At 61.1% G+C, this 22,776-nt stretch carries 13 protein-coding genes and 8 pseudogenes; 10 read left to right on the top strand and 11 right to left on the bottom strand.

The annotated features are described in order from the left end of the window. Positions 1 to 643 precede the first annotated feature (643 nt). Positions 644 to 1,439 (top strand): annotated as a pseudogene (gene tnpC, locus ACVWZM_RS23490) (IS66 family transposase); the annotation flags it as partial. 3 nt (positions 1,440 to 1,442) lie between these two features. Here tnpC and ACVWZM_RS23485 read toward each other — a convergent pair. Next, positions 1,443 to 2,723, bottom strand: a complete 1,281-nt coding sequence (locus ACVWZM_RS23485; RefSeq protein WP_456854778.1) for an IS4 family transposase — start codon at positions 2,721 to 2,723, stop codon at positions 1,443 to 1,445. 265 nt (positions 2,724 to 2,988) lie between these two features. Here ACVWZM_RS23485 and ACVWZM_RS23480 point away from each other — a divergent pair, with 265 nt between their 5' ends. After that, the gene (locus tag ACVWZM_RS23480) at positions 2,989 to 4,542 is read left to right on the top strand and encodes a hypothetical protein (protein WP_456855069.1); all 1,554 of its coding nucleotides are present in this window, start codon (positions 2,989 to 2,991) and stop codon (positions 4,540 to 4,542) included. A 49-nt stretch (positions 4,543 to 4,591) separates the two neighbouring features. Here the strand turns inward: ACVWZM_RS23480 and ACVWZM_RS23475 are convergent. From ACVWZM_RS23475 to ACVWZM_RS23455, 5 genes and pseudogenes are all read right to left on the bottom strand, one after another. Next, positions 4,592 to 4,786, bottom strand: a pseudogene (locus tag ACVWZM_RS23475) (transposase); the annotation flags it as partial. A 79-nt stretch (positions 4,787 to 4,865) separates the two neighbouring features. Beyond that, positions 4,866 to 5,558 (bottom strand): hypothetical protein, encoded by a 693-nt coding sequence (locus tag ACVWZM_RS23470; RefSeq protein WP_456855068.1) that lies wholly within the window; start codon positions 5,556 to 5,558, stop codon positions 4,866 to 4,868. Between the two features lie 7 nt (positions 5,559 to 5,565). Continuing rightward, positions 5,566 to 6,816: a group II intron reverse transcriptase/maturase gene (gene ltrA, locus ACVWZM_RS23465; RefSeq protein WP_456855066.1), complete on the bottom strand. Its 1,251-nt coding sequence runs from the start codon at positions 6,814 to 6,816 to the stop codon at positions 5,566 to 5,568. Between the two features lie 518 nt (positions 6,817 to 7,334). Then, positions 7,335 to 7,976, bottom strand: a complete 642-nt coding sequence (locus tag ACVWZM_RS23460) for a reverse transcriptase domain-containing protein (protein WP_456855064.1) — start codon at positions 7,974 to 7,976, stop codon at positions 7,335 to 7,337. A gap of 965 nt (positions 7,977 to 8,941) precedes the next feature. Then, positions 8,942 to 9,133: pseudogene (locus ACVWZM_RS23455) on the bottom strand (DUF2188 domain-containing protein); the annotation flags it as partial. Between the two features lie 227 nt (positions 9,134 to 9,360). On the opposite strand from ACVWZM_RS23455, the pseudogene ACVWZM_RS23450 reads away from it, so the two are divergent. Next, positions 9,361 to 9,947, top strand: a pseudogene (locus tag ACVWZM_RS23450) (ACT domain-containing protein); the annotation flags it as partial. Between the two features lie 163 nt (positions 9,948 to 10,110). On the opposite strand, the gene ACVWZM_RS23445 reads toward ACVWZM_RS23450, so the two are convergent. The 3 genes and pseudogenes from ACVWZM_RS23445 to scpB all read right to left on the bottom strand — a co-directional run. After that, a complete protein-coding gene (locus ACVWZM_RS23445; RefSeq protein WP_456855063.1) occupies positions 10,111 to 12,057 on the bottom strand; it encodes a glycosyltransferase in 1,947 nt (648 codons plus the stop codon). Continuing rightward, the gene (locus tag ACVWZM_RS23440; protein WP_456855061.1) at positions 12,054 to 13,418 is read right to left on the bottom strand and encodes an HlyD family efflux transporter periplasmic adaptor subunit; all 1,365 of its coding nucleotides are present in this window, start codon (positions 13,416 to 13,418) and stop codon (positions 12,054 to 12,056) included. Before ACVWZM_RS23440 ends, ACVWZM_RS23445 begins: the two co-directional genes overlap by 4 nt. A gap of 602 nt (positions 13,419 to 14,020) precedes the next feature. Beyond that, positions 14,021 to 14,393, bottom strand: a pseudogene (scpB, locus tag ACVWZM_RS23435) (SMC-Scp complex subunit ScpB); the annotation flags it as partial. Between the two features lie 382 nt (positions 14,394 to 14,775). On the opposite strand from scpB, the gene ACVWZM_RS23430 reads away from it, so the two are divergent. The 5 genes and pseudogenes from ACVWZM_RS23430 (at position 14,776) to ACVWZM_RS23410 (ending at position 18,784) form a co-directional block, all read left to right on the top strand. Next, positions 14,776 to 14,952 carry an SDR family oxidoreductase gene (locus ACVWZM_RS23430; RefSeq protein WP_283812347.1) on the top strand — a complete coding sequence of 59 codons (177 nt, stop codon included), beginning with the start codon at positions 14,776 to 14,778 and terminating at the stop codon, positions 14,950 to 14,952. A gap of 745 nt (positions 14,953 to 15,697) precedes the next feature. Then, the gene (locus ACVWZM_RS23425) at positions 15,698 to 16,468 is read left to right on the top strand and encodes a hypothetical protein (RefSeq protein ID WP_456855059.1); all 771 of its coding nucleotides are present in this window, start codon (positions 15,698 to 15,700) and stop codon (positions 16,466 to 16,468) included. Positions 16,469 to 16,512: 44 nt separating this feature from the next. Further along, positions 16,513 to 16,752 carry a hypothetical protein gene (locus ACVWZM_RS23420; RefSeq protein ID WP_456855057.1) on the top strand — a complete coding sequence of 80 codons (240 nt, stop codon included), beginning with the start codon at positions 16,513 to 16,515 and terminating at the stop codon, positions 16,750 to 16,752. After that, entirely contained in the window at positions 16,749 to 17,786 is a 1,038-nt protein-coding gene (locus ACVWZM_RS23415; protein WP_253639220.1) for a zinc-dependent alcohol dehydrogenase family protein, read from the top strand. The genes ACVWZM_RS23420 and ACVWZM_RS23415 overlap by 4 nt, the downstream gene beginning before the upstream one ends. Before the next feature lie 247 nt (positions 17,787 to 18,033). Next, a pseudogene (locus ACVWZM_RS23410) lies at positions 18,034 to 18,784 on the top strand (IS6 family transposase). A 171-nt stretch (positions 18,785 to 18,955) separates the two neighbouring features. Here ACVWZM_RS23410 and ACVWZM_RS23405 read toward each other — a convergent pair. Beyond that, a complete protein-coding gene (locus ACVWZM_RS23405) occupies positions 18,956 to 19,888 on the bottom strand; it encodes an ISL3 family transposase (protein ID WP_456855055.1) in 933 nt (310 codons plus the stop codon). Between the two features lie 337 nt (positions 19,889 to 20,225). Between ACVWZM_RS23405 and ACVWZM_RS23400 the strand changes: the two genes are divergently transcribed. After that, positions 20,226 to 20,987, top strand: coding sequence for a hypothetical protein (locus ACVWZM_RS23400; protein WP_456855053.1), 762 nt, complete (start codon positions 20,226 to 20,228; stop codon positions 20,985 to 20,987). Between the two features lie 39 nt (positions 20,988 to 21,026). Next, positions 21,027 to 21,259: pseudogene (locus ACVWZM_RS23395) on the top strand (transposase); the annotation flags it as partial. 27 nt (positions 21,260 to 21,286) lie between these two features. On the opposite strand, the pseudogene ACVWZM_RS23390 reads toward ACVWZM_RS23395, so the two are convergent. After that, positions 21,287 to 22,554, bottom strand: a pseudogene (locus ACVWZM_RS23390) (IS256 family transposase). Between the last annotated feature and the right edge of the window lie 222 nt (positions 22,555 to 22,776).

The following is a 22,776-nucleotide window of genomic DNA, read 5'->3' as shown; positions in this document are numbered from 1 at the left end:
GCACGTTGCAATAAAGCGCGAACGACAGCAGCGATCGGGGATCGGCGGTCGGGGCACACCCCCGTGTCCAGGTCGCGGGCCTGCGCCATCATCATCGATGGCGACGACCTGATTACCATTGAGGAGGTCTAGCAGGTCTTGCACCACTGGCGCCAAGGCAATCTCGGAATCGAGCCCCGCAGCCAACCGTTCGTGAAATTTGACCAATGCCAGGCTTCCGGGCTCGAGCCTCCGGTTGCGCAGTGAACGGGGGTACGGCGCGATCTCCAACTGCGAATGACCCTGCTTGGCCTTCTCCTTAATTATAGGCCCCCCAACGTCATAAACCGCGCAGCCTTAGGTGGATCTGGCTGGGCGTCCTTCAATTTGGAACTGACAACAAGGAAACTCGGCATCACACGAGACTTTCGGTGATTGGAGCCGCTCCAATGCGGCCGCAAAGCCCGTCACCGCGATGATTTCGAATGTTAAGCCGAATAGCAGCTTCCGTAAGCTGCAAATTGTGGTAGTTGACCGTTTTTGGGGCCGAATCGCTTCAGATCAACGTCCCCTCGATCAGAGCGCGCCTCGCCAGAGCATTGCCGGCCTTGGTGATACCGTCGGATGGTGGCACCGCTCGAATGCTCCAACGGCACGAGACCGAGAGATGACCCACTGTCCGTGCTGCCGCGCGCCTCGGCATGTGATCGGTGAGGAGACCTCACGGCGGCTCGATGTCGTCTCGGCGCAATTCCGCGTGATCGTCACCCATCGTCCCAAATATGGCTGCCGGGCCTGCACGGATGGCGTGGTTCAGGCGCCGGCACCGGAGCGGCTGATCAAGGGCGGGTTGCCGACTGAGGCGATGGTCGCCCATGTGCCGGTCGCCAAATATGCGTGGCACCTGCCGCTGTGCCGGCAGGTTCAGGTGCTGCTGGCGCAAGGTATTGACATCAAGCGCTCGGTCCTGGCGTTCTGGGGCGGCCATGCGGCCGTGGAGCTTCGTCCGCTCCGGCTCAGGCTGCGCAGATCATTCTGACCGCGAGCAAGCTCGCGGTCGACGAGACAACAGCGCCGGTGCTCGACCGCGGCCGCAACAAGAAGGGCTTCTTCTGGGCGATCGCGCGCGACGATCGGCCGTGGGGCGGGGCCGACCCGCCGGCGGTGGCCTACACTTACGCACCCGGTCGCGGCGCCGTCCACGCCTTAGCTGCTCGACAGTTATCGCGGCATCGTGCAATGCGACGGCTATACCGTCTACAAGACCGTTGCCGACACCGCGCCTGACGCGGCGATCACGCTCGCCTTCTGCTGGGCTCATCTGCGGTGGCGCTTCTTCGACGTTGCGCAGGACGGCCTGCCCGATCGCGAGTGAAGCACCCGAGCGTATGGCCGCTCTCTATGCCGTCGAGAAGTCGATCAGGGGCCGCAGCGCCGATGAGCACCGTGCCGTCCGCCAGCTTTCAATTACCCATAATTTTTGCCTCGATCGCAGCTCCCAATTCGATGTCGGTCAGCCGCGATAGTCCGCGCCAGATCACGGTATTTCCTGGAGGCGGATCGTTGGCTCGGGCTAAATATCCTCCGAGCCGCGCGATCTTGACGACATAGTGCGAGAGCGTGCTTCGTCGAGAGCAATCGCCACCCCTGTCTTTCACAAAATGATCAAGAAGCCTGATTTCGGGATCTGTCAGCGCCGTTTGCGGTACGACATTCGGCGAGGAGCGATTGAGCATCGTCATCCAGAAGACGCGCCAACTCACAATGCAGAAGACCGCGACCAGATTGACCAGACGCTCAGCAGTTCGCAATTTTGAGTCCTCTGCTTTGCAGCCCGATTTGAGGATCTTATGGAAGACTTCGATCTTCCACCTCAAGGCATACCAGTCGATCTTATTGATGGCGTCCTTGCGCGATCGGACCGGGAGATCGGTGAGGAGCTTCCACTCGATTTTCTTTCGCCGCTTCGGCCTTCCCCGCTCCTGAGCATGGATCACGGTCAGAGTGAGTGCGGGATATTTCGTCTGTTTGCCGATCGGCGGCAGGACGCGTATCTTGCGGTACCTGATCTCAAGAACGGCGTCGTCGGGATCGCCTTTGTCGTCCTTGACCTTGATCCGATGTAGACCCTTGATCGTCACCTCGTCCATTTCGTCGGCAATTGTATGATTGCCGTCCCCGGCAAGCCGATCAACACAGGTTCGCACCAGGAAATGCGTTCCGACCTCCTCGGCCAGGCAAAACAGCTCATAGATGTCGCTCTCGCGATCACCAATATGAACGCATCGTCCAGGAGCAGCGAGAAGGTCGGTCGATTGCCGTAAATTCCCGAGCCAGCGGATGCTCTCCTTCTGCTCGATCGGCACCCGTGTCGGATTGATCTTTCGCTTCAGCGCCGTCGTCCCCTTGAACTTCTTGCGGGTCCAGAACTTGATTGCCGACAGTCCGAGCGGAAGCCCCTCGGTCGTCACGGCGAGACTAGAATGCATCAGGATGCCGCACTGTGTGCGTCCTGCCGTCTTGCCCGTAAAGCCGATCAGATCCGGCTTCTCGCGCTTGAAGCTGAATTCCGTCGTGTCATGGAGGACGAGGATCGGTCCCTCCGTCGCCGCTACGCGCCCGCGCGTCGCCTCGAAATGACCGCAAAGAATATCCGCCTCGTTGACCCGCTCATTGGAGAAGAAGCGATAGGCGGCCTTCGTGTTGGCCCAGTCCTGACAAACCAACGGGATGCTTTGACCCATGTCGCTCCCGACTTGTGCGAGCAATTTGCAGAACCGGCGACCAAGCCGCTCATCATCCCGCAGCTTCGATCAACCCACGTCTCGATACCGGTCGTCAATCGCTGAGCACGCGTCTCCGCGCGTTCCTTCACCAACCCCATCGAGCACCCCACTTCCGAATCAGGTGCTCAACAATGAATCACAACAGATTCTGCCGATTCAAGATTTCGCCCGCCGCGCCTCGCTCAAATCCGACGTCAAATGTGGGTAATTGAAAGCTAGAGCCATGGCTTACTGTTCGCGGACACTCGTCCTCGCCGCCGCTCTGTTCGCATTCGCGCGCGGCGGTCCGGCGCTGGCCCAGCCGACTGACACCAATCCCTGCGGTGCCATCGGCGTGACCCAGGTACAGCCGAAGCCGTTACTGCCAACTTATTTCAGCGCCGCCTCGAAGAATCAGATCGCAGCAGACTGCTTCGCCTGGCAGGAGTTCATTTACCTCAACTGGAAGGCCGACCCGAAGGTTTCGGGGACGCCCGATGCGAATACCCCGTGGGCGAGTTTCGGCATGCCGGGCGATACCTCGGCGACGGTCTGGGAAAGCTTCCTCTCGGCGAGCCAGGCGTTCACGCAATCGGACGCGCGCGCCAAATCGGCTTGGCATGACAAGCGTCCGTCAACGAAACTGCCGTTCAATGTGTCAAAGCTCGGAGACGCTGTGCTCGAAAACATCGGCCAGGCTGGCAATGGCAAATGGATCACCGACCAGCGCGGCGTTCCGGCGTTCTATGAGATCCTGTTGAACGAGGACGAGTACGCCTACATCACCACCAATGTGTTCGACGATTTGGATCTCACCACATTCGCCGGCCAGCGCGCCTGCGCCTCGCAGCAGGGCCAGGGCGGACGCGGCGGCTTCAATCTGCCAGCCGGAAATGCGCTAGGCAACACAGACGTCGACTGCAAGGGCAAGGTCACTACCTATGGCCAAGGCGTCGGCGCCATCGAGATCAAAGCCGCCTGGGTGGCGCTGCCCTCGGACGGTTCGCTCAACTACCGTTACAAGACGGCATTGGCTGAATACACCCTGCCTGGCGGAAAGCCTGTTCAGGCGACCATGGGCCTCGTCGGCCTGCACATCATTCACAAGGTGCCTGGGGCCAACCAGTTCGTCTGGGCAACCTTCGAGCAGATTGACAATGATCCCGATGACAACAACGGCAATCCGGTCGCGCCAACCTTGCCGAGCAATCCCAACCAGAAACCACCTCCAGGCTATACTTTTTTCAATGCGAACTGCAATCCGCAGACCGACATCTATTATCGCTGCAAGCCCAACACTCCTCCGGGCGACGCGTGTCCGATTGGCAAGCCGCCGACGCTAGACTGCTTTCCCTATTCGGCGCCGATGCAGATCACCCGTATCACGCCGGTGGACTCGCAGGCGAATTCCGTCACTGATTATGCTTGGAAAATCCTGCCGGCGGATTCGGTGTTCAACTATTACCGTCTGATCGACGTGCAATGGCCGAACAGCCCGCAGCCAGTACCGCCGCAGAGCACTGTACCGCTCTCGACCGGCGACATCACGCCGTCGAGCGCCAGTCACATCGTCGCCAACACCACACTTGAGACCTACTTGCAGACCCAGAAGTCATGCATGGATTGCCATCAATCCGCCAGGATAGGCAATCCAACGCAGCAAATATTCGCTAAAGTTGCCGGCCGCCGGGTGCGCCGCGTCCTGGTCGAGCCGCAAAAAGCGCGAATGGGTGCAACTGATAATCCGGATTACGCGTCCGATTATTCCTTCGTATTTACTGTGGAAACGAACCGATGAGCTGAGAGCAGTCCAAGCCCACACAGCGCCACGTCCAGACAGGCCAGTGATGCTGGGCTGCCGCCTGCTCCGGAGCCGTCACCGCCGCCATCGGCTCCACGCTCTTGCGACCGCCACAGGCCATCAGGCCGACGCAGTAGTCGCGCAGCGGCGCCTTCCGATCAGCATGGCCGATGACACTGGCAAGCCCTTCCAAATACGCCTCAAATCGCTTCTCGCTCGTCTTCGTGCCACGCCCGCTCATGTCGGCCTCATCGGCTAATGGTCCATGCTGCAACCATCATTGATTCTAGCCGGCGGTTTTGTGATCCCGGTAGGGACGCTCATTGCTGAGCGCCCCCCGGACAGATCCGGACATGCAGCTTTCCCGCATCCGGCTCCCACCTCGGGTGCTTGACGGCGAAGCGCTGTTCTGGCCAGGGGTGAAGGATCCTCGCTTTCGGGAGCCAGTCATCCGACAGCTTCGTGATCCGCGCCCAAGTCAGGTGGTCCTTCTGGCTGCGTCGCCTTAGCGAGCGCCGCCATAGGTCGATGACGTGGTAGCGGAACGCCTCCAGCACGCGCCCATTGGTCGGCACGGCATGGTAGGCGAAGAAGCCGGTGACGACTTGCCTCAACCATTTCCCCTGGTCGAGGATCGGCTGATGCCGCCGTCGTCGCATCTCATCCTTAATCTCGCTGAGTTTCGCTCGTATGCGATCGCGCCGTGACTTCCGCTTGAGCAGGAAGCCGCCTCGGCGCGATGTGCCGCAGATGAAGCTGAACCCGAGGAAATTGAAGGTCTCCGGTTTGCCGAGCCCGCGCCGCTCGCGATTGGTCGCAGCACGGCGGCCAAACTCGATCAGGCGGGTCTTTTCCGGATGGAGCGACAGTGCGAACTCCTGCAGTCGCGTTCGCATCGCGTCCCAGAAGCGACGGGCGTCGTCCTCATGTTCGAAACCGACGACGAGTCGAGTCGCCCGGGGGAGTTTCACCCCCAGGCGCTCACAGATCCGGACGTGAACGTCTCCGCTCATCCGGCTCTTACCGTCCAGCCGCCGTCTTGTGCAGCATCGGCCAATGGGCCAACAGCGTGGGGGTGCGGCAAGCAATGTCCCGTACCCAGTGCTCTGCCCGTCTTCGATGTCGCCGCAGACGTTTGTATTTCGACATCGCCCATCGCGCGAGACATCGGTCGAGATGGCGTAGTGTCGGGTAAAGCGCCGACTTGTAGTACCGACCATAGTAGTTCATCCAGCCTCGAATGATCGGGTTGAACATCCTCGCCAGGTCGTCGATCCTCTTATCCACCCGGCAGCGTAGTTGCCAGGCACGGATTTCCTGTCGGATTGCCTTCGTCGCGGCATTGCTGACACCGGGGCTGAAGTTGACGAAGTGCTTTCCCCAACGGTTCTTCGACCGACGGGCACGGAACGTGTAGCCCAAAAAGTCGAATTTCTGTTCAGGATAATCACCTCGCCGGTCGTCATCCTTACAATAGACTATCTTCGTCTTGTCCGGATGAAGCTCCAGTCCGCATTCGGCAAAGCGCTTCGCAAGCGCCTCCTTCAGTTCTTGTGCCTGCCGCTCACTGTCGCAATGGCAGAGAATATCATCGGCATAACGCTCGAACGGGATGCTCGGATGATTTCTTCGCATCCACATGTCGAACGCATAGTGGAGAAAGAGATTCGCCATCAGCGGTGATACCACCGAGCCCTGCGGCGTGCCCTTCTCTCGGGGTTCAGGGGTGCCGTCTTCCAGTTGAACGGGAGCTTTAAGCCACCGTTCAATGTACAACAACACCCAAGCGCAGTCCGTGTGCTTCCGAATCGCCTTGAGCAAAAGCTCATGCGATATCGAGTCAAAATAGGCCCGAATGTCGAGATCGAGCACGAAGGGATGCCGCCAGCATCGCTGGCGAGCAACCCCAACGGCATCGAGCGCCGATTTTCCGGGTCGATATCCGAACGAGTCTGGATGAAAGTGTTTCTCCAAATCCGGCTCCAGATATCCTTTGACGACCGCCTGAGCAACGCGATCCGACACCGTAGGAATTCCTAGTGGCCTCTTCCCGCCGTCGCGCTTGTCGATCTGCACACGCTTGACCGGCGGTGGAAAGTAGCTACCCGAAGACATTCGATTCCAGAGCTTGTACAGATTGCTCTGCAAGTCTGCCTCGAACACCTCGATCGACTGCTCGTCCACACCGGCTGCGCCCCGATTTGCTTTGACCCGTTTGTACGCCTCCCAAACCCAGCGCTTGGGGATGTCATACGGCTTTGCTTGACCCAAAAGAGTCCTCCCGTTTCCGGTTGTTCTTCCAATCAAGCGGGACAGTGCCGTGCCTTCGCTCCGCCACCATTACAGTGCCTTCGTCACTACTACACACGGCTCCGTCCCTGCATCGCGCATTGGTACTCAGACTCTTGTGGGGCTTCCACTTGAACCATTCCCTTGGCATCGCGATACAGGTTCCCACGTTCCGCACAGAAGCCTGAACCGAGGTCACGCCACCTCGCCTGCCGGACGCCGCCTGAGCCGTAAACAGGTATCGCTCAGACTGATCCCAAGATAACGACTACCCCTTGGTTTTGACGTCTTCCCTACGCTTTCGACAGTTCATCGGTGGTTCGCTTGCGCTCGTCTCCTCGATCCTTACCTGACAGAGTCTTGCTCTGCCTTTTCCGGTCTCGCTCACCACCTCGACCATTGGGCCGAAGCAGCAGCCGGTGGTTTGAACCCTGATCCTGCAACCCGAGTTCGAGGGGCCAACCCCCATCTTCTGTGCAGCAAGGCTGCTCAAAGGTGCTCTACATCACACCTCCTTCGCGCCGTCGTGGCGCACCATCGTCCGCGTAACGCACGATGATCATGCCGCCGGAGGCCTCGCGTTGTCGCCAGCGCTTGGCCCACAGGTCGAGAGCGTAGTGTAGGTAGATGTTGCCGAGGAGCGGTGAAATCACCGAACCTTGACCCGTTCCCCTGTCATCAACGGTTACGACGCCGTCTTCGAGAATACCTGCCTTCAGCCATTTCTGGATGAGGCGGATGATGCGCTTGTCGCCGATCCTATGTTCCAAGAAGCGCACCAGCCAAGATTGACTGACTGCGCCAAAGAAATTTTGGATGTCGGCGTCAACGATCCAGTTCACCTGCCGCGTCTCGATCGCTGTGCAGAGCGCGTCCAACGCATCATGTGGCCCTCTGCCGGGCCGAAACCCGTAGGAAAAGCCACAGAAGTCTCCTTCGTAGATGGCGTTGAGCACGATGACGGTGGCGCCCTGGACGATTTTGTTCTCGAGAGCCGCGATCGCTAACGGCCGCTGCTTGCCGTCTGCCTTTGGTATGTACGTCCGGCGAGACGGTTGCGGGCGGTATGTTCCTCGTTGGACCCGTTTGTGCAGATCGGCGAGCTGGGGCTCGAGATCTTCCTCGTAGTCCTGCCACGTCATGCCATCCACTCCGGGAGCGGCCCTACGCCTGAGCGCAAAGAACGCCGCCCGCAGTGTATCGACATTGATGTGGTGAAGGAGCGCGGTGAACCGGTCCTTCTTCCTCAGCCTTGCGGCTGCCCGTACGCGGTCCAGCGACTGGGTCATGCGAGCCCGGCCCTGTGTCCGGTGTATGCGCCGCTGTTCCGCGTTTCCCTTGGTCCCCAGCCTTGGCTCCACCCACTCCTCCGCCGGTAATCCGGCTTTGTTCGTCGGCTTCTCAGCTACTATGCCAGAGTCAGACTTCTCCGTGTCGTGCATCAGCGGCTACGGCTCCTCGCCTTCCCGCTGCGGACCATATCCTCGGAGGAGGAAGGTGGCCGACCCGGAGATATCCCGGTTCCCGTACAAGGAGCTTCCATGCATGCCAGGGTCTACGACCACGCCGGGCTGGACGGGTGCTCGCGTTTGCGCACTCGCCCATGTTGCCTTCCGCTCTTTGGACAGCGTCGACGCCCGGGATAACACTGTTTCGCGGCTCAATGGCTGGCCTGCATGCTCCCCTACCGACGCTTCGCCGACCCCCTCGCGGAGGCCTGCGCACGGCTCGGGGCCGATGTGGTTCGCTACACCTTCATCGCAATGGACTTTCACCATCTACTCCTTGCCGGTCTCCCGGCGCACCCAAAGTCGTGCTAACACGCATAACCACAGCCGGTAACAACGTCTTGCCCGGATGTGCATCGTGTGTGAGATGGTGCTGATGAACGTCTAGGGACCAAGCTCCGGGATTTCACCCGTTATCCAGGTGTCCGTGAACAGGGTAGCTTCCGTCGTTTCTCGGCATGGCCTTTCTCGCGGTCTGAGCCAGTTCCGGTATATTTGGCATTGCCCTCGGTTCTGATTTCTTGCCGTCGGTTTGATTGGAGAGCCATTGATCGTCTTGCGAGCGCTGCGTGCCGAGCCCAAGCTGGCGAACGGTGCAATTAGCCCGGGCTCCTCTTCGGATCGGCGCTACGCGGAAAAGTCCGCTCCTCTTGGAATTTCCTATCAAGCTTTTGGATTTTCACTGAGCCGCCCCCTTTGCCGATGGCCCTGGCCAGGGCGCCGCCAGCCGTCGCGTCCGTCTTCTTTTCGAAAGATTTGACCACCTTGTTGGTCCTATCCTGTTCCAGGTCCCAGCGATCCTTCGTGTCGTTTTAGGTCAGCGTGAATTTGGGAAGCTTCGTCATATCTCCTACACCGTTTCAGTATCCGCAACAGATTCGGAAATGTCCCTGAAAGTCCGTGGTCCCCGTTCCCGCGATCGAGTGCTTCGGAACAACCGTCGCCTGCGAAGCTATGAGGCGTGACGACCATGAGGCCATCGCCACGGACGCGCGATCCGCAATCGATACGCTGTCCTATCCGCGCCGTCACCGAGTTGACGATTCTGGCGACCGACCATCCCTGGCTGCTGTCGATCATCGCGGGCGCCTGCGCTTCGGCCGGCGCCAACATCGTCGACGCGCAGATCTACACCACGACTGACGGCCGCGCGCTCGACACCATCTCGATCTCGCGCGAATACGATCGCGACGATGACGAAGGCCGCCGCGCGACGCGGATCGGCGAGATGATCGAGCAGGTGCTGGAAGGCAAGCTGAGCTGCCCGAGGCGACGGCGAAGCGCGCGGTGCGTAGCAAGGCGCGGCCGTTCATCGTCGAGCCCGAAGTGACCATCAATAACCAGTGGTCCGACCGCTACACCGTGATCGAGGTCTCCGGCCTCGACCGGCCCGGCCTGCTCTATCAGCTCACCACCGCGATCTCGAAGCTCAACCTCAACATCGCCTCGGCCCATGTCGCGACCTTGGGCGATCGCGCCAGCGACGTGTTCTATGTCACCGACCTGCTCGGCGCTCAGATCACCGCGCCGACCCGGCAGGCCGCGATCAAGAGCGCGCTGCTGCATCTGTTGTCGACCGAGGACCAGGCGGCGAAGCCGGCGGCGTCATGCCGGGCGCACACAAGCGCAAACCCGGAATCCATCGGGCCGAGCATTTTGCGGTAACATGGATTCCGGGCTCTCGCTGCGCGAGCCCTCAGATGCGCAATTGCGCATCGGGGAATGATGACGGATGGGACTGCTGCAGGCCCACCTCATTCATACCGCTCTAGCCGAACAGTCGCATCAGCAACGCCTTGCCGACCGGCGCCGCGCGCACGCTGCGGAAGGCGCGGACATATTCACCGGCATAGAATGCGCGGACGACATTGATCCGCGTCGCGACCGCGTCCTCGAAACGGACGCCGAAGCCGTCGCGGGTGCGGCGGACCACGGTCGCGCTCACGTTCTGGCCGTAGACATTGCACCTGATCGAAGCGCCGATTGCGGGCGGTGTGGGATCGATGAAGCGCGCGCCCGAAATCGAGATGTCGGCCATCCGCACCAGCCGCGGCTCGGCGCCTTCGTGGATCAGGATCGGCTCGTCGCGCTCGAACCGCTCGGCCTTGCGGCGCCGCGGCTGCTCGATGCAGATGAAGCACACGATCGCGAGCACGACGCAATTGTACAGGCTCCAGGCCAGCGCCAGCCCGCCATAGGCGATGCTGTCGCCGCGCAGATGCAGGATGAAGGCGTAGGCGATCGCAAACAGCGTGATCAGCAGGGCGGCACCGTAGAGCCGCAGCAGCGGCCACTCGATGAAGCGGCGGTTGCGGTCGCCGCCCTTGGCCGTCACCTTGAATTTGTGGCCCTGCGGCCTGGCGAGGCCGGTCACGACCGCCTTCAGCACCGCGGGCGCCGCGAGGTATTGCGACACGTCGGTCATGATCGCGAGCGAGCGGCCGCGCGAAATCCAGGCCATCGTGAAGGCGTGCCAGACATAGAACGGCAGGAAATATTTTAGCAGCTCGAACAGGTCGGCATGGACCGCCTTGATCCCGAACAGCAGATAAAGCCACGGCACGACCAGGCCGAACACCTTGGTGCCGTAGACCGCCGCCCAGCTCATGAAGGCGTCGACCAGCGACAGCCGGTCCATAAAGGCGAGCTTCGATTGCCGCGAGAACGGCCCGCTGCGGCCGCGGAAGATCTGCATGAAGCCGAGACACCAGCGTCCGCGCTGCGTGATGTATTCCTTCAGTCCCTCCGGCGCGAGTCCGATGGTCAGGCGCTCGTTCAGATAGACCGTGCGCAGTCCCTTCTCCTTCAGCCGCAGTGTGACGAGGTAATCCTCCGTCACCGAATCGGTCGGGAAGCCGCCGATCTGCATCAGGCCGGAGAAGCGGATCAGCGATGAGGTGCCGCAGCAGAACGCCGTGTCCCAGGCATCCTTGGCCGGCATCAAAATATCGAAGAAGAAGCGCTGCTCGTCGGGCCACACATCGGTCGCCGCGAGATTGGTCTGGATCGGATCCGGGTTGATGAAGTGCTGCGGCGTCTGCACGACGCCGACGCTGCCGTCCTGCATCAGGCTCATCGCCCGGGTCAGGAAATCCGGCATCGGGACGAAATCCGCGTCGAGGATCGAGATGAACTCCGGCCGCTCGGCCAGCCCGGAAACGTGCTGGAGCGCATGATTGATGTTGCCGGCCTTGGCGTGGCGGTTGTCCGGGCGGGCCAGATAGTTGCAGCCGAGCTCCTGGGCGAGCCGGCGGAGCCAGAGCCGCCGCCCGTCGTCGAGCACCCAGACGCGGTAATTGGGATAGTTGAGCCCGGTCGCGCCGATGATGGTGCGCTCCAGGATCGCCTTCTCCTCGTTGTAGGTGCAGATGAAGACGTCGACGAGCGGCGCGTTTGCGGGCAGCTTCGATCGGCGCAGGATCGAATTGACCTCGGGTGAGCGGTCGATCGTGCGGCTGAGGAACAGCAGCGACAGGCACACCGCGATCATCGAGGCCGCCTCGGCCAGCATGAAGGGATAGCCGACCAGCGCGTCGGCGGTGAGGCCCGGAGGCGGCAGGGTGTGGGTCACCCGCCACGCGAAATAGTGGACCAGCAGGACGAACGACATGCCGGTCATCATGACGCGGGCCAGGGTCTGCTCGCGGCGGAGCAGGGGCAGGATGGCAAGGCAGGCGCCGAAGGCGACCAGCCCGGGCGCGAATGCCGCCATCATGACTTTGCCACGTCCGCGTTGAACACCACGCGCCCGGTGCGGCCGACCGCGCAATCCTTGCCCGTGGTATCGAGCGCCGGCATCGAGACCGTGACCCGATAGGGTTCCTTGTTCAGCGCATCCGGATTGATCGCAAGGTTCGCGGGCGCGCCCGACGCGCCGGTGAGATTGACGATCTCGCCCTGCAGCGCGGCGCTGCCGTCATTCGGCTCGAAGCTCGCCTGCTCGCCGAGTTTCAGTCCGTTGTAGACGCTCTCGGTGACGTTCGCCGTGACCACCGCGCCGCTGCAATCGAGCAGCTTGAGCAAGGGCTGCCCGGCCCTGACGTCCTCGCCGGGCGACGTCATCATCTCCCAGATGCGCCCGCCGACCGGCGCCTTGATGTCGGCTTCCGCCCGGTTGACGTAGTGCAGCTGCTCGGCTGCGATCTCGTGGGTCAGCCAGTCGATCTCGGCATCGGCATGCGCCAGATCGGCGCGCAGATCGCTAACGCGCTGGCGCATCTCCTCTTCGCGCTGCACGGAGCTCGGCCGGTCATTGTAGCTGTCGCCGAGATAAGTGCCATTCCTTGCGGCGGTGAGCTCGACCTTGGCGGCGTCGAGACGCCGTCGAGCGCCGATTTCGGTCTGCTGCGAGATCGCCTGCTCGCGCGTCAGGCGGGCCATTTCGACCGTCGACACGCTGCCCGACTTGATCAGCGACGACGCCCGCTCGACGGCGGCCACGGCCTCCTCCCGCCGTGCGGCGGCGGCCTCGATCGCGGTCTGGATTTCGGCGATCCGGGCCTCGAGCTGAAGGATGCGGCCGTCACGGAACTGGCCGGCCTGGCGGGCAAGATCCTGTTGCGCCGTCTCGGCGGCCGCAAGCTTGGCGGCCAGACTCGGGCGCTCATTTTCCAACCGCGACATCTGTCGCCGGAGATCATCGAGCCGGGCGCGATCGCCGCGTGCGTTAACGACGTGAAGGATCGCATCGCCCTCGTGAACCACGCTGAGCTGCGTGGATTTCTGCGGCTTCGCGCTCACGGTGCCGTCGATCGGTGAGCGCAAGGTCACGATCCTGGCGTTGACCACGGCCTCCACGCTCGAGGTCTGCAACACAGCCCTGAGCGGCAGCCATCCGAAGACGGTGACGATGGCAAGGCCAATGCCGACCTTGAGCAGGCGGCGAACCATCCGGCCTGAGCCTGCGGGCGCTTCGGGATGGGGAGCGCTATCGCTGGCCGGCTCGCTGACCGGCTCGTCGTGTGCCGGCTGCAACCGATCCTGCAAATCGCGCTGCAACCCCCGTGCGCCCAATTCCTCGTCCTTGCTGACGGACGTATGATCTTCGGGAACGGGCTTCTGCTGTTCCTGATTCATGATGACCGGCCCCTGAACTGTCAGTGCGGGCGGGGTTCAGAAACCGTAATCCTGAAAGGCCAACGTGCTTTTTGGGGTGCCCCTTCGACATGGGGCGCACCGTCCCACCGAACGGGGCTGTTATACGCTGGCCCATTGATGGCCACTGATGCTATCTTGGATTTCTGACGCCCAAGCCTACGTGTTGCATACAACCTAGACGTTTGCAATAGCCATTTTCTACTCAGGGCGCAACGAAACCGCGCGCTCTCGTAAAGCGGTTGCAAGGCTTGACGCTGACGGAAGACACGTTGCTCGATAAGGAATGGCCCGTGCTCCCTTGGGTTTTCGTGCCCACGGCTGCGCTCGGCCGCTCGCCTTTATCAAACGCGAATTGCTCAAGCTCCAAGCTCCTGCCGAAAGCGCGGACAACGAACCTCCAGCCGCGCTGCCGTGGCCTACTGCACTTACGATCGAAAGCTCGCCGCGGATATAGATGTGAATCGGCGTGGGGTCCGGACGCCGATCGGCGTCCCAAGTGCTTGATTGACTTCGCGCGTGCGGGGTCAATGTTCAGCGTCGATCCACAGTCAGTGCATTGTCGGAGACTCCTCGGCAGCGATTCAAGTCACATCGTCGTCTTCGTCTCGGTCCGCCTCGAGTTGGTCGGCCTCGTCCGACGCCAGCACCGGAAACTCTCCCGCCAGCATTTTGTCCTTGCTGAGCAGGCCAGCCTCCTCGAGCATCTCCATGTCCGGAAGATCGCGCAGCGTCTGGAGGCCGAAGTGCGACAGGAACGCTTTTGTCGTCACGTAGGTGTAGGGGGCCCCTAACTAGCTGCGGGCTGCGCGGCCCGGCAGCGATGAACTCGAGTGCGCGCAGACGGGCGATGGTATCGCGGCTGACCTCCTTGCCGAAGAAGGATGACAATTCGCTGCGATTGATCGGCTGGTAATAGGCGATGTTGGCGAGATGGCTCGCTGAGGAGCGGCCCAAGGCATCCACAGTTCGTCACTCTCCTGCGTCGATCCAGAATTCTCCATTCTCCATTCGCCATATATCGCGACAGAATATGCCTCCGTGTACTGGTGGTTGGCAAAGTCGGTCATGGCGACTGCCGAGCCGCTAACTCAGCCTCAGCTGCGCGCAGTGAGGCTACACGCTTGCTCCTCCAGTGGAGCTGGCGGCTTTATGAGCATATCGAGCGTGGCGCGCTTCTCCGGTAGATGCGACGATCGCGGAAGTGTTGCTGATCAGATCCGCGCAATTAATTCCTTGGGTTTCCGGGCGCCGGCGAGCTCTAGTCTAGTCGAAGCCTATCCGCGCGCCTCCGCCACGCTCGGTTCCGGCCGGTGCGAAGTATTCGAGGCGTCAAAGATTGGAGGCATCGGAAATCATTCGTCCCGTCGTTAACGGCCGAGCAGACGCCGTTCAGGCAGTGGTGTTCCTACTCAGCGACGAGTCCTCTTACATTACCGGTTCAGAGATGGTCGTGGATGGCAGTCTCACGATCGGCGTCCCACACAAATCTGAAGTGCCCGATACAATTTTCTGATGGGTATCGACTGAATGACGCCAACACACCGTGTTCGTGCGCGGTTGTCAATTATGGCAGTTGCGATCACATATCCAAAGTACTATGTTGCTCGATCCAATTCCGCGCCTTGGAGAATGCGGGTTTATCGTGCCAGCCAGTATGGTAGTCGAATTCGCGGATGGGCTGTTCAGCAGTTCGTCCGCGAATCTCTTCGCGTCAGCCTCACTCGGAAAGGTTCTGTTTCTCGAATGGGGTATCGATTTGGCCCCTTCGACTGGTTGAAGGAAACATACCAAGTGTGTTTTAGCCCTATCCTTTTCGTGCTCATCGGCCGACGATGACTCTATGCCCCAACGCATGTGATGCAGCCGGGTCAGCACAGTTTTTCAGTGACGATCATTACCTAGGGTGGTCTTGCCTCCATCGGCAGTCAATTGCGAGTATTGGTAGTTGATCGTTTGCGGCAATTGTCGTCGATGGAGGGGCTTGACTATTTGGCAGGCCGTCGCAACCACCTAGCCCAGAAGGGGCAAGAAGATCAGGTTACACCGGCAGACTTGACCACGCCCCGCGCCGCCGAAGCCTGGACAGGCTCAGGCCACGCCTGCTGATTTCTCAAGCTGAAAGTTGCCCACCAGGATGCGACGCAGCCTGCGGGAGCGAAGCAATGAGGTATCCGCAGTCTAACGCAGCCCCGATGCTTGGCTTGCTCGCGCCATGCGCGGCCCACGCTCAGGAACACACGCCCGAGCCGATCCTGCGGGTGACGCTCGATCCGCCGTGCGTCGTGGTGAGACAGGCTGCCACGGAGCGGATCGAGGTGCTGGCGCCGAACTACATGACGGCGCCGCCCAAGCTGCCAGACTTCCAACCGCGCAATGCCCTGACGCGCCAGCTACGCAGCTCCAATGAGAGCGAAGAGCGCGACGGCCTCACTTATGGCGGCGTCCGGTTCGAATTCGCGATCCATCCGCAGGAGCCGGGCAGCTATGCGATCTCTGGCCTGACAATCGTCGCCATTTGTGCGGCCGATCCGCCGGCCACACGCGAGGCAACGCTCACGCTCCCGCGGATCGCATTTCAGACCTTCATCCCGCATGTGGCATCCGATCTGCAGCCCTTCCTCGCTGCAGGCAGTCTGTCGATCGCGCAGACCATCAATCGCTCGTCGGATCAGCTCGAGACCGGGAATGCCGTGACGCGAACCGTCACTATCGAGGACCGAGGGCATTCCGACGATGCTGTTGTCGCCGGAGAAATTTGCTGTCCTAGACGGGCTCAAGCTCTATCCCGCTCAATCGTCGCTTCAGACGTCGGCGCGCAAAGAATCGACGTGACGCATTTCGATGCGGTGACCTGCATGTCGAGGCAAGCGCGACGTGTTCGCGCGCGACTGGCTGCAACGGTTCGAACTGGTCGCGCCACGCATGCGATCGAGGCATTGCGGCTCGCTGCCCACGATCCTGTACTCGACGCCGAGATCAGCGTGGTCGAGCGCGCGCTCTTCCGCGGCAGCCGTTCGAAGCGATTCTAGAGAAGGACAGCGGGGCGCTTGCCGCCAGCGGCGAGAAGGGCCTGGTGCAGATTAATGGCGGTGCCGTATGCCGGCATGACCACCGATGCGTTCGCAAGCTCAGTGCGCGGCTGGCTCGGACGGCTCAGTTGCGGTGCCAGTTTGGAGGCTACGACGGCAAGATCCAAAACTGCCTGCCGATCACCAAAGTCTGGAACTACACGGTTCGGCTCTACCGGGCGACGGTGGCAATTGCCCGAGGCAAAACCGGCGGACTGAATACGCAAGGAGGAGATGCGAAATGAAAGCGCTTATCTTCGAAGGTCCCGGTAAAACGTCTCTCGCGCAGCGACCGAAGCCGGCCATCCTGGAATCCGGAGACGCCATCGTGCGCATCGTGAAAACCACGATCTGCGGCACTGATCTCCACATCCTCAAGGGCGATGTAACGACCTGTCAGCCCGGCCGAATCCTAGGCCATGAGGGCGTGGGCGTCGTTGACCAGGTTGGCGGTGGCGTGACCGCTTTCAAGGCGGGTGACCGCGTCCTCATCTCCTGCATATCGTCCTGCGGCAAATGCGACTTCTGCCGGAGAGGTATGTATTCGCACTGTCGCACCGGCGGGTGGATCCTCGGCAACAAGATCGACGGCACGCAGGCCGAATATGTCCGGGCGCCACATGCCGACACCAGCCTCCACCATTTGCCTGATGGGGTCGATGAGGAAGCTCTCGTCATGCTCAGCGACATCCTTCCCACCGGATTCGAGTGCGGCGTGCTCAACGGCAAGATCTCGCCCGGCTCCGCCGTCGCCATCGTCGGTGCCGGCCCCGTCGGCTTGGCTACGCTGCTGACCGCACAATTCTACTCGCCTGCCGAGATCATCGTGATCGATGTCAATGACAAGCGCCTCGCCATTGCGCGCCAGTTTGGCGCGACACAGACGGTCAACAGCGCCGACGGCAAAGCAGTTGAGAAGGTTCGCGCGCTGACGGGGGGAGAGGGCGTGGATGCCGCCGTTGAGGCCGTCGGTGTACCGGCGACTTTCAAACTCTGCACCGACATCGTCTCGCCGGGCGGCGTCGTGGCAAACGCTGGCGTACACGGCGTCAAGGTCGATCTGCACCTGGAACGGCTCTGGTTCCAGAACATATCGATCACCACGCGGCTGGTGGACACCGTCTCGACGCCCATGCTGCTGAAGACGGTCGTTTCCCACCGCATCGAACCGAAGCTGCTGATTACACACCGCTTCAAGCTCGACGAGATCATGGACGCCTACGACATGTTCTCGCGTGCGGCAGAGACCGGGGCCTTGAAGGTGATCATCGAGACATAACGCAACGAGGAAGGCGGCGGTGTCGGTAGGCGGAAGAGAGAGGTCCGACACAGCCCAGTGTCTGAAGTTGCGACGAACGAAATCGAAGGGCGCGCATCGTCGCCGCGGCACAGGCGATAACAATTTACGAAAGGAGATGGTCGAGCAGCGCACAAGCCTCAGCACCTTGAGCTTTCAGCTGCTCCAGGCGTCAGGACAGCACCGTCAAGTTAACGAATTAGAGCGGCCGAGGGGTAGACGACGGGCCATGCCGACCACCCGGGACCCTCTTTATCGCCGCCATCGCTTCCCACCGGAAGTGATCAGCATGCCGTTTGGTTGTATTTCCAGTTTCCCTTAAGCTTGCGCATGGTCGAGGAAATGCTGGCGGCGCGTGGCATTGGCGTGACCTATGAAACCGTGCGCAAGTGGGGCGGAAATCGGCAAGGCGTTCTCCGATCGGATCCGCCAGCGCGCACCCGCTCGCGGTGACAAATGGCATCTGGACGAAGTCATTATCTCGATCGCGGGCGAATAACATTGGCTTTGGCGCGCTGTCGACCAGAATGGCTTCGTTCTCGACGTCTTGATCCAGCGCCGAAGAGATTCGCGCTCTGCGCAATGAAGAAGCTCTTGAAATCCGCCGGCACGCTGCCGCGCGTGATGATCACGGACAAGCTGCGTTCGTACGGCGCTGCGAGAGCGAAGATGGGCTTTCACGTCGAACATAGCCAGCACAAAGCTCTCAACGATCGGCCCGAGAATTCTCATCAGCCGACACGGCTGACGCGAGCGGATCATGAAGCGTTTCAAATCGTCCCATCAGGCTCAACGGTTTCTGTCAGTTCATAATCAGGTCGAACCTTTTCCACTTCCCTATCCCGGAGCCGTCACGGCCGACTTCCGTCGCGCTTCGCGCGAGCGAGCCTTTGCGACTTGGCGCGAGATCTCCACGACAAGCGCTATCGCCGAATCTCGAACCTTGGAGTCGCGCCTCCTTCAGCTCGGCGGTCGATTAAGTTGACGATGCCTTTCGAAGTGTCTTTCGAGCTCTACAACCGCCCGGCGCTCCCACTCCTCAGCCCGCGTAAGCAGAGAGCAGCGCAGTACCGGTCGAAATGCCGCGGTCTGGCGGCATATCGAAGCTATTGCACGGTAGCGGCGCACATTTTCTATAACGGCCAGCCCGGTCATGTCTGGATCTTCCCTTTCTGTCCCGGCCGCGAACTTGCGGCAAAATTGTTTTCGATCCGTCGCCGCATTTGTATCCTCCCGCCGCAGATAGCTCTCGTACCGCAGCTTCTCTGCCGAGGTGAGCAGCTCTGGGGTGATTGTTGGCGAACCGATCGCGCTGCGGATTGCGTGCATGGACTTGCGCACCGCGTCGAGGAAGGCGCGCGGCTGGCGTTCTCCATCAGGTGCCAACGATCGGCGACCTGAACCGCATCGGGTAGTGCCTTGGCAACCGCCTCACCATAACCGCCACCGCGATCGCGTGACACGACCTTGATCCCAGGATGTTCAGCGAGCCAAGCTCGAACGGTCGCGACCTCCCGATCTGGCAACAACGTCACAATCCGTCGTCGCTCGAGATCGCAGACAATCGTTCCGTAGCGGCGATTGCGTCGAAAAGCCCAATCATCAATGCCGACAACCGTCAGCGGATCCGTTCGAAGCGCCGTCCGCCGTCGCACAACCCGAAGCAACGTATCGTTGCTGACCGGCAGCATCAGTCCTTTGGCAAAGCTCGCTGCAGGTCTGCCGCCCAGTACCAGCCCCAGATGGTGGACGATGCAATCCAGCCGTGCGGTCCGGCGCGACCGGGACGGGAGAACATCGTCCCCGAACCGTTCAGCGAAAATCCGCCGCCGACAATGAGGCACCTCGCAAACGAACCTCCGCGTGATCACGCGGAGGCGTATTTCCTTGCCAGCACAAGGCAAATCCGGAGCCTGTCGGTCGTATCGGCTATGGATTCGGCTTGATCTCGCCCCGCACAATGGGCATTCGGCCACGCCGCTTTCCGCTCGGACGGCTATAATAATCGAGTCAGATGAATCACTTACGCTCTCGATAGCCAACCCACTCGGCACAAGCGACGAAATTCGAATGCCGGTTCGCATGGTCCTGAGTCCCCCATTGGAGAACCGCAAGCTCGGCAGAGAACATCATCAGATCTGAGCCAGACCCGAACATTGACCCCGCACGCGCGAAGTCAATCAAGCACTTGGGACGCCGATCGGCGTCCGGACCCCACGCCGATTCACAGCGTCGTCTGGCGCGAAACGAGGCTCGTCGACCGGGTACGCGACTGGGCGCCGTCCTCGTTTCATCGTCACGTGGAGAGCTCGGCAACTATCCAGCGGATTGGCGGACTCCCCTCATTTTTGGTGGGTCGCTTGTCCCGTTCAATTGCCCTACGGTTGTCCAATCACTGGCCTGTTGATTGGCGAGGCTTCCATGCACGTGACCATGTTGCGGCAACACGTTGTCGGCCTGATCTGTGCTATGGCCGTTGGAATATCGCCGCTCGCTGCCCAGCCTTCGGCATTGCGCAGTTATAATGCGCCGATCGGCGAGAGCTCGGTCTCCGGCATTTCATTCGGCGCCTTCATGGCAATCCAGTTCGGCACAGCCTGGTCTTCGATCATCAAGGAAGTCGGTGCGGCCGCTGGCGGCCCCTATTGGTGCGCGGAGGCGAACTACTGGTACGATGTCATCACCGGGTATTGGGGGCCGATCTGGCGGGCGACGGGTCAATGCATGAAAGGGCCTGCGTCGGACCTGAACATCAAGCACTTCACGAATCAAGCTGATGCGAAGGCGTCAGCCGGCGAGATCGATGCACTTAGCAATCTTGCCAGGCAGAAAATCTACCTCTTTCACGGCTACAACGACGCGGTTGTCTATAAAGCCGCGCCCGATGCGGCTGCCGAGTTCTACCGCCACTATTTGGGCGATGGCAAGCGCGGCAATCTCTTCTATCAGACCGTGCTTGGCGCGGGCCATTCTTTCGTCGTGACGAAACAGAACGACGCGGGACTGAACGACTGCAGCGCCAACAAGGAACCGTATATCGACCAATGCGGCTACGATCAGGCCGGACTCATTCTGCAGCACATCTATGGCCGCCTGAACCCACTCAATCGCGGGCAACTCGCGAGTACACTCAAGAGCTTCGATCAGTCACTCTATACTAGCACTACGTTGGCAGATTGTTGATTTTGCCGCGTTTTATAGGATTCCCGAATCAATTTTTCAATGATTCATGGGTGGTCGGCTCTGGGAGGGCTGACCATGCCCGGATGGGAAGACGAACTCGAACGCTGGCTGATGCCGTTCTTGGACCGTTGCACCATTTCATTGCGGACGGTGTCTGGGACGCGACGCCGCTGGAGACAGAGCTGCTCAACCAGGCGGACCGACTTGTCGGCGGCAGGGATGCGGTGCTGGTTATTGATGACACCTCACTTCCCAAGAAGGGTAAGCGGAGTTATGCGGGATTTTGGGTGACGAGGTGATCAGGCGGCGTGGTTTGCCGGCATTTGGATGACCTCGATGCCGTCGTTGAATCTGACACCTGCGATCAGCTTCGGCAACTGATTTGTGCCTTTGAGCCGCCGCCAAGTCTTTGCTGCAGCGATGACCAGCTTGAACACCATCAGCCTGGCCGTGGTCAGCGACAACGAGCCCTTGGTGCGCACCGTCCTGTGCCGCACGGTGGCGAATACGCTCTCGATTGGGTTTGTCGTTCGCAAATGATCCCAATGCTCGGCAGGGAAGTCGTAGAACGCCAGCAGCTCGTCGCGATCCTTGGTAAGGCATTCAACCGCCCGACCGTACTTGGCGCGGTATTTCTCGGCGAAAACGTCGATCGCCGCTTCGGCGGACGCCCGGTTCGGTGCCCAGTAGACCTCGCGCAGATCCTTCTTCATGGTGGCCTGTACCGAGAGCGGGACCTTGTCGAGGACGTTCACGGTCTTGTGCACCCAGCATCGCTGGTGCTGCGTATCGGGACAGATCTCGTCGAGCGCCTTCCAGAAGCCGAGCGCGCCGTCGCCGACGGCAATTTCCGGGGCGGTCTGCAACCCGCGCTGCTTGACGTCGATCAGGAACTCGCGCCAGCTCTGCGCGCTTCCCCGCACGCCGACCTGAAAGCCGATCAGTTCCTTCTTGCCTTCCGGCGTCGCGCCGATCAGCACCAGCATGCATTCGCTGTGATCTTCCATGCGGGCCTGCAGGAAGACGCCATCGGCCCACACATACACGTATCGTCGCGCCGACAAGTCGCGCCTCTCCAGCGCTCGTACTCGCCCTGCCACTCGGCCGTCAGCCGGGAAATCACCGCGGGCGACAGGTTCGGCGCGTCCTTGCCCAGCAAGGCCGTCAGCGTCTCCTGGAAATCGCCGGTCGAGATGCCGCGCAGGTACAGAACCGGCAACAGCGCATCCAGACTTCTGGTCCGCCGTGCCCACAGCGGCAGGATCGCCGAGCTGAACCGGATCCGCTCGCCATCGCTGGACGTCCCGCGGTCGCGAATCTTCGCCCGCGCGACCTCGACCGGGCCGACCCCGGTCTGGATCCTCCGCGCCGGCCCGTAACCATGCCGCACCACACGGGCGCGCCCGTCGGCAAGCTTCAAGTCCTTCACGGTGGCAAGAAAGGTCTCGACTTCGACCTTGATCGCCTGCGCCAGAAGCTGCCGCGCACCAGCGCGCAGAATATCGGTCAGTGGATCGTCGATCTCATCGGGCTGACGAAGTGCAACAATATCGCTAGTCTCGTTCATGGCGTATCGCTCTCCTCGAGAGGTTCTGGCAGGCTCGTCACCCGCCTCGATACGCCGCCTATCTCAGTCCCTCATCACCCAGTTTCCCGCATAGCTCGAGACGGTGCGGCCGAAGGCGAGACGCACGTCCCGACTCGGTAAAAGCCAACTGGCGATCGGCTTCGCGGTCGGCGGGGAGCCTCCCAAGCCACCAAAACAGAAGAGCCTTTCATAGCATTCCGC

Source organism: Bradyrhizobium sp. USDA 4501 (genome assembly GCF_054062115.1).
Note: the sequence above shows the minus strand (reverse complement) of the source record. Positions and strands in the feature narration are given on the sequence as shown.

What these genes read in the sequence shown, in the direction of transcription:
- ACVWZM_RS23445 (WP_456855063.1), bottom strand. Translation starts at nt 12,057, where the DNA reads ATGATGGCGGCATTCGCGCCCGGGCTGGTCGCCTTCGGCGCCTGCCTT.
- ACVWZM_RS23480 (WP_456855069.1), top strand. Translation starts at nt 2,989, where the DNA reads ATGGCTTACTGTTCGCGGACACTCGTCCTCGCCGCCGCTCTGTTCGCA.
- ACVWZM_RS23485 (WP_456854778.1), bottom strand. Translation starts at nt 2,723, where the DNA reads ATGGGTCAAAGCATCCCGTTGGTTTGTCAGGACTGGGCCAACACGAAG.
- ACVWZM_RS23400 (WP_456855053.1), top strand. Translation starts at nt 20,226, where the DNA reads ATGCACGTGACCATGTTGCGGCAACACGTTGTCGGCCTGATCTGTGCT.
- ACVWZM_RS23460 (WP_456855064.1), bottom strand. Translation starts at nt 7,976, where the DNA reads ATGACGTGGCAGGACTACGAGGAAGATCTCGAGCCCCAGCTCGCCGAT.
- ACVWZM_RS23415 (WP_253639220.1), top strand. Translation starts at nt 16,749, where the DNA reads ATGAAAGCGCTTATCTTCGAAGGTCCCGGTAAAACGTCTCTCGCGCAG.
- ACVWZM_RS23440 (WP_456855061.1), bottom strand. Translation starts at nt 13,418, where the DNA reads ATGAATCAGGAACAGCAGAAGCCCGTTCCCGAAGATCATACGTCCGTC.
- ACVWZM_RS23470 (WP_456855068.1), bottom strand. Translation starts at nt 5,558, where the DNA reads ATGAGCGGAGACGTTCACGTCCGGATCTGTGAGCGCCTGGGGGTGAAA.
- ACVWZM_RS23405 (WP_456855055.1), bottom strand. Translation starts at nt 19,888, where the DNA reads ATGCGAACCGGCATTCGAATTTCGTCGCTTGTGCCGAGTGGGTTGGCT.